Raw genomic sequence first — 15,179 nt, 5'->3', positions numbered from 1 at the left:
TTGGGGATCTGTCGATCTTCTCATGCCCCGGGAAACCATTCGACACCTTTTCGCCGAGGGCGACATCGACGCTATGACCTCAACAACGGTTGAGGTCAAGTCAGCGGATCTCCAGGCCCGCCTCGCGCATCTCCTGCTTCACCTGGGGGATCGTGAGCGTGCCGAAGTGGAAGACGCTGGCCGCCAGGACCGCGTCCGCGCCGGAGGTCGCCGCCGCGACGAAGTCGGCCGGCTCCCCCGCCCCGCCCGACGCGATCAGGGGCACCGTCACCCGCGCCCGCACGTCCGCGAGCATCTCCAGATCGAAGCCGCCGGCCGTCCCGTCCGCGTCCATCGAGTTGAGCAGGATCTCCCCCGCCCCCAGGGCCGCCGCCTTCTCGGCCCACTCGACGGCGTCGATCCCGGTGCCCTTCCGGCCGCCGTGGGTGGTGACCTCGAAGCCGGACGGGGTCGTCGTCTCCCCCGTGACCCGCCGCGCGTCCACGCTCAGCACGAGCACCTGCGAGCCGAACCGCTCGGCGATCTCGGAGATCAGCTCCGGGCGGGCGATCGCCGCCGTGTTCACACCGACCTTGTCCGCACCGGCTCGCAGGAGGCGGTCGACGTCGTCGGCGGAACGCACGCCGCCGCCGACCGTGAGCGGCACGAACACCTGCTCCGCGGTACGCCGCACCACGTCCACCGTGGTGTCGCGGCCCGCCGAGGAGGCCGAGACGTCGAGGAACGTCAGCTCGTCCGCGCCCTCGGCGTCGTACCGGGCGGCAAGCTCCACCGGGTCGCCGGCGTCGCGCAGGTTCTGGAAGTTGACCCCCTTGACGACGCGCCCGGCGTCGACGTCGAGGCACGGGATCACGCGGATGGCGACAGACATCTCAGTCCTTCTTCTTCTCGTTCTCCCGGACGGGCTGGTGCGCGTCCAGGATGTCGATCACGTACACCAGTGTCTCGCCGGCAAGGGGGTTCTTCGTGCCGGCGTACGCCATGTCCGGCGGAACCACCAGCATGACCTGGGAGCCCACCGGCTGCTGGACCAGGCCGACGTCCCAGCCCTCGATCAGCGCGCCGATCCCCACCTGCGCCGAGCGCGGCGGGGCGCCTTCCTCCCAGGTGGACTCCACGACCGTGCGGTCCGCCCAGGTGACGGCGTGCAGCTCGACCGTGATGACCTGCCCCTCCGCCACCTGCGGGCCCCTGCCCCGGACCAGCGGCACCACCTCGAGGTCCTGCGGCGGCTTCGCGTCGCGCGGGATCCGCACCGTCGGCACGCCCAGGTCGTCGCGGGTCACCCGCGGCAGGCCCCCGGGCGGATCCGCGAGCTCCGTGCCGGAGGCGCGCGTCGGCAGCACGTCGACCACCAGCACCACCGGCACCTCCTCGCCCCCGGCGGTGTCGGTCTCCATCAGCATCACCCGGGCGCCGGCCCGCTTGCCGCGCAGGGCGGCGAAGAGATGGTTGCCGAGCGAGGTCTCGGTCATCGTGTACGGCGCCGGCGCGCTGCGGAACGTGTTCTGCAGCTCGGTACCGTCCCGGCCGTCCTCCGCGTAGATGTTGAGCAGCACCGGGTGGTCCCGTTCGAGCCGCTCCCCGGTGCCCGGCCACACCGTCCGCGACACCGGCTCCAGGACCTCCAGCGGCTTGTCGTACAGAAGCCGCGGCACCTGTCCCGGCCGGCCGTCCACGTCGAGCGGTGCCTGCGACGCGGTCGAGGTCGGTGCCGGGCCGACCTCGACCGGGAGTGAGGCGGGGGCGCAGGCGCCGGCCGTCACCAGCAGCCCCGCGAGGACCAGGGCGACGAACGGACGGCGGAGCACCAGCAGATGGTACCTGGATCGCCTGACGCGGTCTGGCCGGATCAGTGACACCGCTACATGGACTCGATGAGACGCTCCACGCGCTCGTCGACGTTGCGGAACGGGTCCTTGCACAGCACCGTGCGCTGCGCCTGGTCGTTGAGCTTCAGGTGCACCCAGTCGACCGTGTAGTCGCGGCGGGCATCCTGCGCGGCCCGCACGAAGTCCCCGCGCAGCTTCGCGCGTGTGGTCTGCGGCGGGACCGCCGTCGACTCGAAGATCTCCAGATCCGTGGTCACCCGCTCGACCATCCCGCGCGCGGCGAGCAGGTTGTACAGCCCTTCGGTCCGGGAGATGTCGTGGTACGCGAGGTCGAGGCGCGCGATCCGCGGGTCGTCGAGCGCGAGATCGTGCTTGGCCTGGTAGCGCTGGATGAGGCGGAGCTTGATCACCCAGTCCAGCTCGCGGTCCACCAGCGACAGGTCGCCGGTCTCCAGCGCCCGCAGGCCGCGCTCCCACAGATCGAGCACCTGCTTGACCACCGGGGTCGGGTCCCCGTGGCCCTCGATGAAGTCCCGCACCCGCTCGTAGTACTCGGTCTGGATCTCCACGGCGGTCATGGACCGGCCGTTGGCCAGCGTCACCGCGTGCCTGCCCGAGCGGTCGTGGCTGATCTCCCGGATCGCGCGGATCGGGTTCTCCAGGCTGAGGTCCCGCATCGGCAGCCCGGCCTCCACGAGCCGCAGCACCAGGTCCGTCGCCCCGACCTTGAGCATCGTGGTGGGCTCCGCCATGGACGAGTCACCGACGATGACGTGCAGGCGGCGGTAGTGCTCGGCGTCGGCGTGCGGCTCGTCCCGGGTGTTGATGATGGGCCGCGAGCGCGTGGTCGCGGAGGAGACGGCCTCCCAGATGTGGTCCGCGCGCTGCGACAGGCAGTACACGGCGCCGCGCGGGGTGGCGAGCACCTTGCCGGCACCCACCAGGACCTGCCGGGTGATGAGGAACGGCACCAGCACGTCGCTCAGCCGCGCGAAGTCCCCGCCACGCCGCACGAGGTAGTTCTCGTGGCAGCCGTAGGAGTTGCCCGCCGAATCCGTGTTGTTCTTGAACAGGTGGATCCGGCCCGGCAGGTCCTCGTGCTCCAGCCGCTGCTGCGCGTCCTCGACCAGGCCCTCCAGGATCCGCTCGCCGCCGCGGTCGTAGGCGACCAGTTGCCGCACGTCGTCGCACTCGGCGGTCGCGTACTCGGGATGCGACCCGACGTCGAGGTACAGCCGTGAGCCGTTGCGCAGGAACACGTTGGAGCTGCGCCCCCACGCCACGACCTTGCGGAACAGATATCGGGCCACCTCGTCGGCCGAGAGGCCGCGCCCGTCGTCGGCGGCGCAGGTGACGCCGTACTCGGTCTCCAGTCCGAAGATCCTGCGATCCATGGCGGTCCCTCCCTCATCTGTGCGTGCGGTGCGTGCGGTCCGTGGTGCTGTCGACGACGGTCAGTCCTGTGGCGCCCCCTCCTGCGTCCCGGAGGGCGGCGGCTTCCCGGGCCCCTCGTCGCCGGGCTCCGGATCGGCGGTGCCGGCCTGGTCCGCCGGGTCGTCCTTCTCGGGCGCCGCCGGCTCGTCCTTCTCGGGTGCCGCGGGCACGGCTCGCGGCACCGCGGTCCCGCCCGGCCCTTCGGCGTCGTCGGCCCCCGAGTCCTCGGCGGCCTCCTCGGTCAGCAGTTCGGTCAGGGACTGCTTGGTCAGGCGGCGGAACGCGCGCCGGGGCCGCGACCGCTCCAGCACCGCCACCTCGAGCTGGCCGGGCTCGATCGTGCGGGGCGTCCCGTTCTCCGACGATCCGAGCACGGTGACCGCGAGCCGCAGCGCCTCGCCGAGGCTCATGTCCGGGCGCCAGCCCTCGCCCACCTTGCGGCCGAGCTGCTCGGCCTGTCCGCCCATGACCACGTGGCCGTGCTCGTCGGCGACCGTGCCGTCGTAGGTGAGCCGGTAGATCTGGTCGTCCTCGGCGGTCCGGCCGACCTCCGCGACGACGAGCTCCACCTCCAGCGGCTTGGACTCGGTGATGAACACCGTCCCGAGGATCTGCGCGTACGCGTTGGCCAGGCCGCGGGCGGTGACGTCGGAGCGGTCGTACGTGTAGCCGCGCAGGTCGGCGTACCGCACACCGGCGACGCGCAGGTTCTCGAACTCGTTGTACTTGCCGACCGCCGCGAACCCGATGCGGTCGTAGATCTCGGAGATCTTGTGCAGCGCGCGGGACGGGTTCTCCGTCGCGAACGCGATACCGGCGTCGTAGGCGAGGACGACGACGGAGCGCCCGCGGGCGATGCCCTTGCGGGCGAAGTCCGCCCGGTCCTTCATGAGCTGCTCGGGCGAGACGTAGAAGGGCATGTTCATGCGAGCGACCCCCGTTCCCGCCGCTCGGCGGCGATCCGTTCGGCGACGGCGGCGACGTCGTCGTCGGGCTGACGAGAATAGCCGTCGGCGGTGACCGTGGCGACGACGGGGAAGATCCGCCGCACCGTGTCGGGCCCTCCGGTGGCGGAGTCGTCGTCGGCGGCGTCGTACAGCGCCTCGACGGCGACGGCGACCGCACCGGCCGCGTCCAGACCCGGCCGCCACAGCTTCTTCATGGCACCCCGGGCGAACAGCGAGCCCGAGCCCACGCCGTGGTGCTCGTACTCCTCGTAGCAGCCGCCGGTCGGGTCGTAGGAGAAGATCCGGCCCTCGCCGCGCTCCAGGTCGTAGCCCGCGAACAGCGGCACGACCGTCAGGCCCTGCATCGCCATCGGCAGGTTGCCCCGCAGCATCGTGGCCAGGCGGTTCGCCTTGCCCTCCAGGGAGAGCAGCGAGCCCTCGATCTTCTCGTAGTGCTCCAGCTCGAGCTGGTAGAGCTTGACCAGCTCGATGCCGATGCCGGCCGCGCCGGCGATGCCGACTGCCGAGTAGTCGTCGGCGGGGTACACCTTCTCCATGGACCGGCTGGCGATCATCGGCCCGGAGGTCGCGCGGCGGTCGCCGGCCATGACGACGCCGCCCGACCCCGACACGGTGCCCCTGCCGCCCTCGGGCCGCCCGGCGCCGAACGTCACCGCGACGATCGTGGTGGCGTGCGGTGACAGGTCGCTGCGATAACCGCCCTGCCCGGCGGCGGCGCCCGGCGCGCCGGGATACCCGCTCGGGCCCGCGCCGGCGGTGACGGCCGCGCCCGGCAGGCGATCAGGCGCGTGCTCCGCGAGGAACTCGAGGAACGACGACGATCCCGGGCGCAGGAACGCGTCCGGGAGCCGTCCTTGACCGCGGCCGTGCGGGCCGCCTCCGAAGCCGTCCAACTACTGGCCGCCCTTCTGCACGAAGCCACGCACGAACGACTCGGCGTTCGACTCGAGCACGTCGTCGATCTCGTCCAGCAGCTCGTCGACCTCGTCATCGCGCTGCTGCGCCTGGCCCGCGGGGGCCGGAGCGTCCGCGGCGTCGTCGTCGGGCGTGCGGTCCTCGTGTGACGGGTTGATACGTTCCTGACCGGCCATGATCGCCTCCTGGTGTTGCTCACGGCTGCCGCTGGTCTCGCCAGCCTAAGACCTTAACTGCGCTTTGCGAATCACCCCTCGCCGGAAAGTCTCCGTAAAAGGGTCACGGCGTCGGGGCTCGCATCGAGCAACGGACCGACGATCGCCTCGGTTCCCCGCGCCGGGTCGAGCATCGGGACGCGCTGCAACGTCTGCCGCCCGCCGACGTCGAAGATCACCGAGTCCCAGCTCGCCGCCGAGACCTGGTCGCCGTACCGCGCCATCACCTCCCCGCGGAACCACGCCCGGGTGTCGACCGGCGGATGGTCGACGGCGCGCGCCACCGAGGCCTCGTCGACGATCCGGTCGACGGCCCCCTTGGCCAGCAACCGGTGGTAGATGCCGCGCTCGGGCCGCACGTCCGACCACTGCAGGTCCATGGCGTGCAGCCGCGGGTGCTCCCAGTCCAGCCCGTCCCGCCGGCGCAGCCCCTCCAGCAGGCGCAGCTTCGCGATCCACTCCACCTCGCGCGCGCACGAGGCCCGGTCCACCCCCAGCCGTTCCACCAGGGACGTCCAGCGCTCCAGCACCGCGTCGGAGTCCGGGTCGCTGCCGAGCGTCTTGAGCGAGCGCCGGACCACGTCGGCGCAGACGCCCTGGATCTCGAGCGCCGTCATCGTCCGCCCGTCCGCGAGGTCCAGCGGCAGGGACAGGTCCAGGTCCCGGGAGACACGCTGGACGGCGGCCACCGGGTCGGCGAGCTTCAGGGCGCCGAGCTCCTTGCGGGCGTCCACGCCGGCGTCGGCGAGCTCGCTCAGGTGCTCCAGCACCCACAGGAACAGCGATGTCACCCCCGCCTTGAGGTAGGTGGGGACCTCCATGCAGTTCGCGTCACCGAGGATCAGGTGCAGGCGGCGCCAGCGCTGCCGGTCCGCGTGCGGTTCGTCGCGCGTGTTCACGATGGGCCGGCGCAGCGTGGTCTCCAGGCCGATCTCGGCCTCGATGTAGTCGGCGCGCTGCGAGAGCTGGTAACCGGGCTGCCCGCCCGCGGCACCGAGGCCCACCCGGCCCGAGCCCGTGTACACCTGCCGGGTCACGAGGAACGGGGTGATGAGCTCCGCGAGCGTGGCGAACGACAGGGCGCGATCCACCAGGTAGTTCTCGTGCGTGCCGTAGCTGGCGCCCTTGCCGTCCACGTTGTTCTTGTACAGGACCGTCTCGCTGCCCGGTACCGCCGCGAGGGCGCGGACGGCCGCGAGCATGACCCGCTCCCCCGCCACGTCCCAGCGCACCAGGTCGACCGGGTTGGTGACCTCCGGCGACGAGTACTCCGGGTGCGCGTGGTCCACGTACAGCCGCGCACCGTTGGTGAGAATGACGTTCGCGGCGCTCGGGTCGTCGTACTCCTCGGTGGCCGGCCGCTCCACGTCCTGCGGCGGCGAGCCCTGCCCGCCGCGCACCACCGGGATCTGCCCCGTCCCGGGCCGAGCGCCGACCATGGGCACCTGTCCGGTCTGCGGGCCCGGCGGCGCCGGGCGCGCCGGGTCGTTCGTGATCATCGACGGGTGGGCCGACGCCTGCTCCAGACGGAACCCCCGGGCGTCCTGCAGCGGATCCTCGTCGTCGTAGTCCCACCGTGCCCTGCTCCGCGCGGAGGCGTCACGATCCGCGATGGCGCGGTAGGTCGTCACCACCTGGCTGGACAGCAGCATCGGATTCGCCAGCGGGCGCCCCGGCTGCAGCACCCCGTACTCGGTCTCGATTCCCATCACGCGACGCACGCTCACATCACCAACCCTAAGTGTCTTCACGAGCCGAGGGGCACCGCGCCGTCCCGGACCGCCCGCTCGGGCGGCCCGGGACCGCGATCACAGGTACTGCCCCGTGTTCTGAACCGTGTCGATGGTGCGCGGCGTCGCGCCTTCGCCCTTCTTCTGGACGATGGTGCGGATGAAGACGATGCGCTCCCCCTTCTTGCCGCTGATCCGGGCCCAGTCGTCGGGGTTGGTGGTGTTGGGCAGGTCCTCGTTCTCCTGGAACTCGTCGACGCATGCCGAGAGCAGGTGGTCGACGCGGATGCCCTTCTGGCCGGTGGACAGGAAGTCCTTGATCGCGTTCTTCTTCGCCCGGTCCACGACGTTCTCGATCATGGCGCCGGAGTTGAAGTCCTTGAAGAACAGGGTCTCCTTGTCCCCGGACGCGTAGGTGACCTCCAGGAACTGGTTCTCCTCGTCCTCGGAGTACATGCGCTCCACGACCGAGGTGATCATCCCGTCGAGCGCCGCGGCGGTGTTGCCGCCGTACTCCGCGACGTCCTCGGGATGGATGGGCAGGCCCTCGGTGAGGTACTTGGCGAAGATCTCCTTGGCCCCCTCGGCGTCCGGGCGCTCGATCTTGATCTTCACGTCGAGCCGGCCCGGGCGCAGGATCGCCGGGTCGATCATGTCCTCACGGTTGGACGCACCGATGACGATCACGTTGTCGAGCCGTTCCACGCCGTCGATCTCCGCCAGGAGCTGCGGCACGATGGTGGTCTCGACGTCGGACGACAGCCCGGTGCCGCGGGTGCGGAACAGCGACTCCATCTCGTCGAAGAACACGACGACGGGCATGCCCTGGGAGGCCTTCTCCCGGGCGCGGGCGAAGATCAGGCGGATGTGCCGCTCGGTCTCGCCCACGTACTTGTTGAGCAGCTCCGGGCCCTTGACGTTGAGGAAGAAGCTCTTCGCCGACGGGTCGCCACCGTTGGCCTTCGCGACCATCCCGGCCAGGGAGTGCGCGACGGCCTTGGCGATGAGCGTCTTGCCGCAGCCGGGCGGGCCGTACAGCAGCACGCCCTTGGGCGGGCGCAGGCCGTGCTCCCGGAACAGGTCGGGGTGGGCGAACGGCAGCTCGACGGCGTCACGGATGGCCTCGATCTGCGGACCGAGACCACCGATGTCGCCGTAGTCGATGTCGGGAACCTCCTCGAGGACGAGCTCCTCGACCTCGGACTTGGGCACCACCTCGAACACGAAGCCGCTGCGGGTGTCCACGGTGAGCGAGTCACCCACCCGGAGCACCTCCTCGGCGACCGAGCCCGCGAGGCGCACCACGCGCTCCTCGTCCGCGCGGCCGACGACGAGCACCCGGCCGCCACCGAGCAGCTCCTTGACGGTGACCAGTTCGCCGGTGCGCTCGTACTCGCCGGCGGCCACCACCGTCATCGCCTCGTTGAGCTTGACCTCCTGGCCCGGGCTCAGCCGGGACACGTCGAGGCTGGGGCTGGCCGCCACGTGCATCTTGCGACCCGAGGACGAGATGTCCACCGATCCGTCGGGGTGTGCCCCGAGGAAGGTGGCGTAGGTGCCCGGCGGCTTGGCCAGGTCGTCGAGCTGCTTCTTCAGCTCGACGATCTGGTCACGCGCGGCGCGCAGCGCCTCGGCGAGGCGCTCGTTCTTTGCTGAGAGGAGGGCGATCTGACGCTCGTAGTCGCGATTGGGCATCGATCCGTTATCGGGAAGGTTGTATCCACCTGTGCTGTCGGTCATGGCTTCCCCTCTCGTAGGGCCCGGAAGGCGACCCTACGACGCGGACCGCCTCCGAGAACAGCACTGTATGCGCAGTGTCTGACAGTCCGGAGGGAGAACGTCCGTCCGAGACGGCCCGGGTACCTGATCGTTACGCGCAGTTCACGGACGACGTGCACGCACGCGCCTGTTCGCTCTTGGCGGATACGGGCCGTCTCAGCCCGCGGGAATCGGGCCCGCGGACGCGGCGGCGCAGCCTCTCTACTTGTCCGAGATCGCCATCCCCGACATGAACGGCTTCTGCAGCGCGAGGAACACCAGGAGCGGCGGGACACTCGCGAGCAGCGCGCCCAGCATCAGCGGCCCGTAGCTGATCGCCTGGTCGGTGGCCCGGAGCGCGGACAGCGACTGCTGCACCACCTGGCCCGACGCGTCGCTGATCACGAGGACGGGCCACAGGTACATGTTCCACGCGTACGTGAACGACACGACGGCCAGTGCACCGATGGTGTTCCAGCTCAGTGGCAGCAGGATGCGGAAACAGAACTGGAACGGACCCGCGCCGTCGAGCTGCGCGGCCTCCGGCAGCTCGGCCGGCAGCGACATGAAGTGCTGCCGGAACAGGAACACGCTCGTGGCGGACGCCGCGAACGGCACCACGAGCGCCCACAACGAGTCCGTCATCCCGAGGTCCGACGTGACCCGGAACAGCGCCAGGATCATCACCTCGGTCGGCATCATCAGCGTGATCAGCACGCCGAAGAACACCAGCGACTTCCCGCGGAACCGGAAGTACACGAACGCCAGCCCGGCCGCCATCGACAGCACGGTCTTCGCGACGGTCACCAGCGTCGCCATCACCACCGAGTTCCACATCGCCCGGCCGATGCCGCGTTCGACCCACACCTTGTGGAAGTGCTCACCGAGCGACGACCCCGGCGTCAGCCGGAACGCGAACACCTCCGCGTTGGTCTGCGTCGCCACGAGCACGGCGTACAGCAGCGGGAACCCGATGAGGAGCACACACAGCAGCGAGAGGACGTGCAGGTGCCACGTGCGCCCCGCGAACAGCCCACGCCGGCCCACGGAGATCGTCAGGTTGTCGCTCATTCGCCCTCCCCGGCGATCCGTGGTCCGACGGCGGCCCCGGCCGACGACGGCCGTATGCGCGGTCATGCGCCACCCCCGTAGGTGATCCGGCCCTCGGACCGGCGGAACTGCCAGACGGTCAGCCCGATGACGGCGATGAACAAGATCGCCGACTGCGCCGCGCCCCGGCCCAGATCCCCGGTGCCGACACCGACACGGATGATCTCGTAGATCGCCACGGTGGTCTGCCCGCTGGGCCCGCCGCGTGTGAGGTAGTCGATCGTCCCGTACACGTCGAAGAACGCGTACGTCAGGTTGGTGACGAGCAGGAAGAAGGTCACCGGCGCGATCGACGGCACGACGATCCGTGCGAACCGGCGCCACTGCCCGGCGCCGTCGATGGCCGCCGCCTCGATGATCTCGCGGGGCACGGTCTGCAGTGCGGCCACGTAGAACAGGATGTTGTGCCCCACCCACTTCCACGACGCCGCCAGCACGATCGCCGCCTGTGCCAGCACGCCGTCGGACCGGTACGACGGGAAGTCCAGCCCGACCACGTCGGCGAGGTGCGCCATGACGCCCGCCGTCGGGTCGAACATCATGAAGAAGAGAATTCCGGCCACCGGCGGCGACACCGCGTACGGCCAGATGAGCAGCGTGCGGTACACCGATGCCCCGCGGAATCGCCGAGCGACCAGATAGGCCAGGGCGAGCCCGGCGGCCATGCTGAGCGCCACGATGCCGAGCGAGATGCCCACGGTCGCGACGTACACGCCGCGGTAGCCCGTACGGCCCGGCGCGAACACGAAGTACAGCGCGACGACGACCGCGATCGGGCCCAGTGGCGCGAGCGCGGCGGCCACGGTGTGCGACCCGGTCCCGGCCGTCGTCCGTGCACGCCACAGAGTCAGGCCCGCCACGAGGGCGACGGCTGCCAGCGGAAGCCCGGCGACGAGGTACGGGGAGGGGACGAGCAACTCGGCGAAGTTGCTGAGGCACACGTCGGCCGAACGCGGCGCGCCCATCCGTGCGAGCTTCGTGGACAGCGCGAAGGTCTGGAACGCCGGGTGGTAGAGGAAGACGGCGAGCACGAGGAGCGTGGGCGCGAGCAGCAACCAGGGCAGCCAGGAGCGGGTACGGAACATGCCGGACCGCAGCTCGGTCAGCAGGCCGTCCCCGGCGGTGCCGCCGCCCGCGCGGACCGCGGCGACGGTCCGGGCGAGGCCGGCCCCGACGGTCAGGACGGCGGCGACGGCCAGGACCCGCTGCACGCCGGTGTTCTCGCCGATGACGTCGCCACCGAGCGCGCAGCCGGCGAAGAACCAGGACGTGGCCAGTGCGCCGGCGAGACCGACCGCACCCCCGACGAGAGGGTGCAGCCGGCCCCGTGACGCGACCACCGCGACGAGGGCGGTGGCCAGCACGGTGAGGATCAGCAGCATGCGGCGCGCGTCACTCGCCGGAGTAGAGCAGCTCGTAGTCGTCGAGGAGCTGCTGGGCCTCCTCGTCGGCGGCGCCGAGACGCTCGGTCACGTCGTCCCCGCCCACCAGGATGTCCTCGGCGGCCGCGGTGACGACGTCGCGGATCGCGACGAAGTTGCCCATGAGGACGCCGGTCGAGGCGGGGCTGTCGGCGGCGAGGTCGAGCTGGTCGGAGGCGACCTTGAAGTTGGGGTTCTCCTCGAACCAGCCCTCGTCGGTCAGGAGGTCGACGGCGGAGTCGGTGATCGGGACGTAGCCGCTGACCTTGTGCCACTCGGCGGCGTTCTCGGGGTTGTTGAAGAAGTTGAGGAACGCGAGGGAGGCGTCGGTGGTGTTCTCGTCGAGACCGCTGCGCAGCCAGAGCGTGGCCCCGCCGATGAGGTTGCCGCCGTACGGGGTGTCGGCGTCGTACGGCATACGCCCGGCGACGACCTCGTAGCCACCGTCGGTGCTCTCGTCGTCGATGGCCGCGGCATCGCCGGAGCTCGACATGAGGAAGGCGACCTCCTGCGCGGAGAACGCGGCGCGGGTGCCGTCCCAGTCGCGCTGGACGCCGGTGTACAGGTAGTGGCCGTCCTGCTCGAGGTCCTGCCACCAGGTCAGGTAGTCGACCATGGCGTCGCTGTCGAGCTCGACCTCCGTGGCACGACCGGAGCGCCCGTTGTCGTTGTTGCCCAGGTCGGTGTCCGCCTGGCCCATGGCCTGTTCCATCCACCAGGAGTGGTTGGGCCAGGTGATGCAGGCCTCGGGGCCGTCGTCGAGCTTCGAGATCTTCTCGCAGGCGTCCTCGAGCTCCTGCCAGGTCTCGGGGATCTCGTCGACGCCGGCGTCCGCCATGAGGGTCTCGTTGCCGTACATGATGGTGGACGAGGTGTTCCACGGCATGGAGTAGAACTCGCCGTCGACGGAGTAGTAGTTCTTCGCCGGGGCGACGACGTCGTCCAGCACGACGGGCTCGCCGAGGATCTCCTCGCGGCCGTCGGTGGCTGCCGCCACGGACTGGAAGACCGGCTCGCCGTCGGGCCCGACGGCGTCGAGCGCCTCGCGGGTGGCGGCCTCGAAGTAGTGCACGATCTCGGGGGCGTCGCCGCCGTCGAGGGCGAGCTGCATCTGCTGGAACAAGGTCTCGTAGTCGTCGAAGCCCTGGACCTCGACGGTCACGCCCTCGTGCGCGGCTTCGAACTCCTCCGCCTTCTCCTCGACGAAGCCGAGGCGTGCGTCGTCGGTGAACGCGACCCACACGTCGACGACGCCGTCTCCGGCCGTGTCCGCCTCCGAGCTGCCGGTGCAGCCGGACAGCACCAAGGCCGCGGCGGTACCGGCCGCGGCGGCGCACAGCGCGCGATTCTTCATGACTCCTCCTGGACGTCGGTGCGATATCGCACGGAACGTATCGACGTCAGACGTCCAGATCGCCAGGAATCAGAAATTCCAGATGAACACCAGATGAGGATCAGACACCGGGGCCCGAGCCCTCACTCCTCGGGCGGCTTGCCGACCTCGCGGCGCACGCGCCGGATCTTCTTGGCGGAGACCTCACGCTCCCCGAGCGACCCCTCGGTCCACTCCTCGGACCAGGCGGGGTCGACGGCCTGATCGGCGGCCGCGCCGTTCGCCGTGGCGCGCTCGGTCTTGGCCCCCTTGGCCGGCCGGCGCCTGCGCTCGGGCGGGGTGACGCCGTCGGCCAGGCGCCGTGCCGTGATGAGGAAGCCGGTGTGCCCGATCATCCGGTGCTGCGGGCGGACCGCCAGGCCCTCCAGGTGCCAGCCGCGCACCATGGTCTCGAACGCGGACGGCTCGGCGAACCTGCCGCTCGCCCGCAGGTCCTCGGCCGTGCGGGACAGCTGCGTCGCGGTGGCGACGTAGCAGATCAGGACCCCGCCGGGCACGAGCGCGTCCGCCACGACGCCGATGTTCTCCCAGGGCGCGAGCATGTCGAGGACGACGCGGTCCACGGTGCCCGGTTCGACGACTTCGGGCAGCCGGTCGGCGAGGTCGCCCGTGTGCAGATGCCACGCCGGGTGCGGCCCGCCGAAGAACGTCTCGACGTTGCCGCTCGCGATGGCCGCGAAGTCCTCACGCCGCTCGATCGAGTGCAGCTCACCGGTGTCACCGACCGCGCGCAGCAGCGACAGGGTGAGGCCGCCGGAGCCGACGCCGGCCTCGACCACGCGCGCGCCCGGGAAGATGTCCGCCATCGTGACGATCTGGCCCGCGTCCTTCGGATAGACCACGGCCGCCCCGCGCGGCATCGACAGGACGTAGTCGTTCAGCAGCGGCCGCAGCGCCAGGTACTCGACCTCCTCGGTGTTCGTGACGACCCACCCCTCCGGCCTGCCGATGAGCTCCTCGTGCTTGAAGTAGCCCTTGTGGGTGTGGAACGTCGCGCCGGGCTTGAGGGTGATGGTGTGCATCCGGCCCTTGGGGTCGGTCAGCTGCACCTTGTCGCCCACCCGGAACGGTCCGCGGCGGAGGTCCGCGCCAGTGGCCGTGGGGCCCTGCGCGTCGGTCGGAGAAGTCACGACGGACCATCCTACGTGCGCCGGGCGCGGCCCGTGCCGTCGGAGGTCCGGGCGGGGGATGCGGGCTCAGGACCCGCGGACCGCCCTGGCGACCCTGGCCAGATCGAGGACACCGGTCACGCGGCCGCCGTCGACCACCGGGACCAGGCGCGCGCCGCCCGACGACGTCGCCAGGTGGCGCAGCAGGTCCTGACCGCCCACCTCCGGGCCGACCGCGGACCTCGGCACGAACGGCACCGAGACGGCGTCCACCCCGGTGCGTTCGCGCGCCTCGGGCGGGACCGAGGAGGCGGCGCCGTCGTCGAGGACGGCCAGGGGGACGTCGTCGTGCCCCACCACCACGACGCGCGGCAGCGCCTCCCCCGGTCCGGCCGGCGAGCGGGCCGCGAGCGCCGCGGCCACGGTGGAGCCGAGCGGGACGGTCACGACGCGGTCGGCGAGGTTCCCGGCGCGGAGCGAGGAGATGGCGTCGCGGCGGCGCCCGCCGGCGATGGCGCTGGTCGCACCCGCCCAGAGGAAGGCGGCGATGAGCGCGGAGAAGAGCACGGTGCTGATGTCCGGCGGCGTCCCGCGCAGGAGTGGCGCGACGAGCTCGCTGACGAGTGCCCAGCCGAGGAGCCCGACGGCGATGAGCCGTCCGGCCCACCCGGCGACGACGGTGCCCGTGCTGCGGGAGCCCGTGACGCGCCAGACGGCGGCCTCCAGGATCTGGCCGCCGTCCAGCGGGAGGCCGGGCAGGAGGTTGAAGAGACCGACGAACGCGTTGGACGCGGCTCCGGCGAACAGGAGCAGGGCAGGGACGTCGAGAACGCTGCCGAGCCTGGCCTGGAAGGCGAGCCAGAAGCCGCCGGCGAGCGCGATGTTCGTGAGCGGGCCGACGACGGCGACCAGGAAGCCGTCGAGCGGGCGGGTGAGCCCGCCGGAGTACGCCGTGTGGCCGCCCCAGAGCGTGATCGCGAGCTCGTGCACCTCCTGGCCGCGGGCGCGGGCCACGAGCGCGTGGGCGACCTCGTGCAGGAAGACGGAGGCGAACAGCATGATCACGAACGTCGCGGACACGAGGTACGCGGCAGGGCCGAGGCTCGGTAGCTGGCTCTGGACCGTGGGGCCGAAGACGAGCGTGAGCACTGCCGCGGCGAGAAACCAGGAGGGGGTCACGATGACCGGCGCGCCGGCGATGTGCCCGAGCGTCCAGCCGCGGGAGCGCGGGGCCGCGGTGCGTGCCGAGGGCTTGCTGTTCACCGGCAAAGCGTATCCGCCCGGTGCGGCGACA

Annotated in this window: 13 protein-coding genes; all 13 read right to left on the bottom strand. The window is 71.2% G+C overall.

Annotated features, from left to right (window positions below):
* Positions 1-100 precede the first annotated feature (100 nt).
* Positions 101-871 (bottom strand): imidazole glycerol phosphate synthase subunit HisF, encoded by a 771-nt coding sequence (gene hisF, locus EDD34_RS08925; RefSeq protein WP_123814246.1) that lies wholly within the window; start codon positions 869-871, stop codon positions 101-103.
* A 1-nt stretch (position 872) separates the two neighbouring features.
* Complete coding sequence (locus tag EDD34_RS08920) at positions 873-1,811, bottom strand: FKBP-type peptidyl-prolyl cis-trans isomerase (protein ID WP_246012269.1); 939 nt, start codon at positions 1,809-1,811, stop codon at positions 873-875.
* Positions 1,812-1,864: 53 nt separating this feature from the next.
* Positions 1,865-3,226: a Pup--protein ligase gene (gene pafA, locus EDD34_RS08915; protein WP_123814245.1), complete on the bottom strand. Its 1,362-nt coding sequence runs from the start codon at positions 3,224-3,226 to the stop codon at positions 1,865-1,867.
* A 60-nt stretch (positions 3,227-3,286) separates the two neighbouring features.
* On the bottom strand, positions 3,287-4,192 hold the full coding sequence (prcA, locus tag EDD34_RS08910; RefSeq protein ID WP_123814244.1) for a proteasome subunit alpha: 906 nt from the start codon (positions 4,190-4,192) through the stop codon (positions 3,287-3,289).
* Positions 4,189-5,127 carry a proteasome subunit beta gene (gene prcB / locus EDD34_RS08905; RefSeq protein WP_123814243.1) on the bottom strand — a complete coding sequence of 313 codons (939 nt, stop codon included), beginning with the start codon at positions 5,125-5,127 and terminating at the stop codon, positions 4,189-4,191. The genes prcA and prcB overlap by 4 nt, the downstream gene beginning before the upstream one ends.
* Positions 5,128-5,325, bottom strand: coding sequence for a ubiquitin-like protein Pup (locus tag EDD34_RS08900; protein ID WP_123814242.1), 198 nt, complete (start codon positions 5,323-5,325; stop codon positions 5,128-5,130).
* A 71-nt stretch (positions 5,326-5,396) separates the two neighbouring features.
* The gene (dop, locus tag EDD34_RS08895) at positions 5,397-7,073 is read right to left on the bottom strand and encodes a depupylase/deamidase Dop (RefSeq protein ID WP_123816427.1); all 1,677 of its coding nucleotides are present in this window, start codon (positions 7,071-7,073) and stop codon (positions 5,397-5,399) included.
* A gap of 99 nt (positions 7,074-7,172) precedes the next feature.
* Positions 7,173-8,789, bottom strand: a complete 1,617-nt coding sequence (arc, locus tag EDD34_RS08890; RefSeq protein WP_123814241.1) for a proteasome ATPase — start codon at positions 8,787-8,789, stop codon at positions 7,173-7,175.
* A 285-nt stretch (positions 8,790-9,074) separates the two neighbouring features.
* Positions 9,075-9,923: a carbohydrate ABC transporter permease gene (locus EDD34_RS08885; RefSeq protein WP_211341532.1), complete on the bottom strand. Its 849-nt coding sequence runs from the start codon at positions 9,921-9,923 to the stop codon at positions 9,075-9,077.
* A gap of 62 nt (positions 9,924-9,985) precedes the next feature.
* Complete coding sequence (locus EDD34_RS21390; RefSeq protein WP_123814240.1) at positions 9,986-11,344, bottom strand: ABC transporter permease subunit; 1,359 nt, start codon at positions 11,342-11,344, stop codon at positions 9,986-9,988.
* A gap of 10 nt (positions 11,345-11,354) precedes the next feature.
* Positions 11,355-12,737 carry an extracellular solute-binding protein gene (locus EDD34_RS08875; protein ID WP_123814239.1) on the bottom strand — a complete coding sequence of 461 codons (1,383 nt, stop codon included), beginning with the start codon at positions 12,735-12,737 and terminating at the stop codon, positions 11,355-11,357.
* A 122-nt stretch (positions 12,738-12,859) separates the two neighbouring features.
* Positions 12,860-13,906 carry a tRNA (adenine-N1)-methyltransferase gene (locus tag EDD34_RS08870; protein ID WP_123814238.1) on the bottom strand — a complete coding sequence of 349 codons (1,047 nt, stop codon included), beginning with the start codon at positions 13,904-13,906 and terminating at the stop codon, positions 12,860-12,862.
* A gap of 66 nt (positions 13,907-13,972) precedes the next feature.
* Positions 13,973-15,148 carry a site-2 protease family protein gene (locus EDD34_RS08865; protein WP_170177017.1) on the bottom strand — a complete coding sequence of 392 codons (1,176 nt, stop codon included), beginning with the start codon at positions 15,146-15,148 and terminating at the stop codon, positions 13,973-13,975.
* Between the last annotated feature and the right edge of the window lie 31 nt (positions 15,149-15,179).

Source organism: Myceligenerans xiligouense, from assembly GCF_003814695.1.
Classification (GTDB): Bacteria; Actinomycetota; Actinomycetes; order Actinomycetales; family Cellulomonadaceae; genus Myceligenerans; species Myceligenerans xiligouense.
Note: the sequence above shows the minus strand (reverse complement) of the source record. Positions and strands in the feature narration are given on the sequence as shown.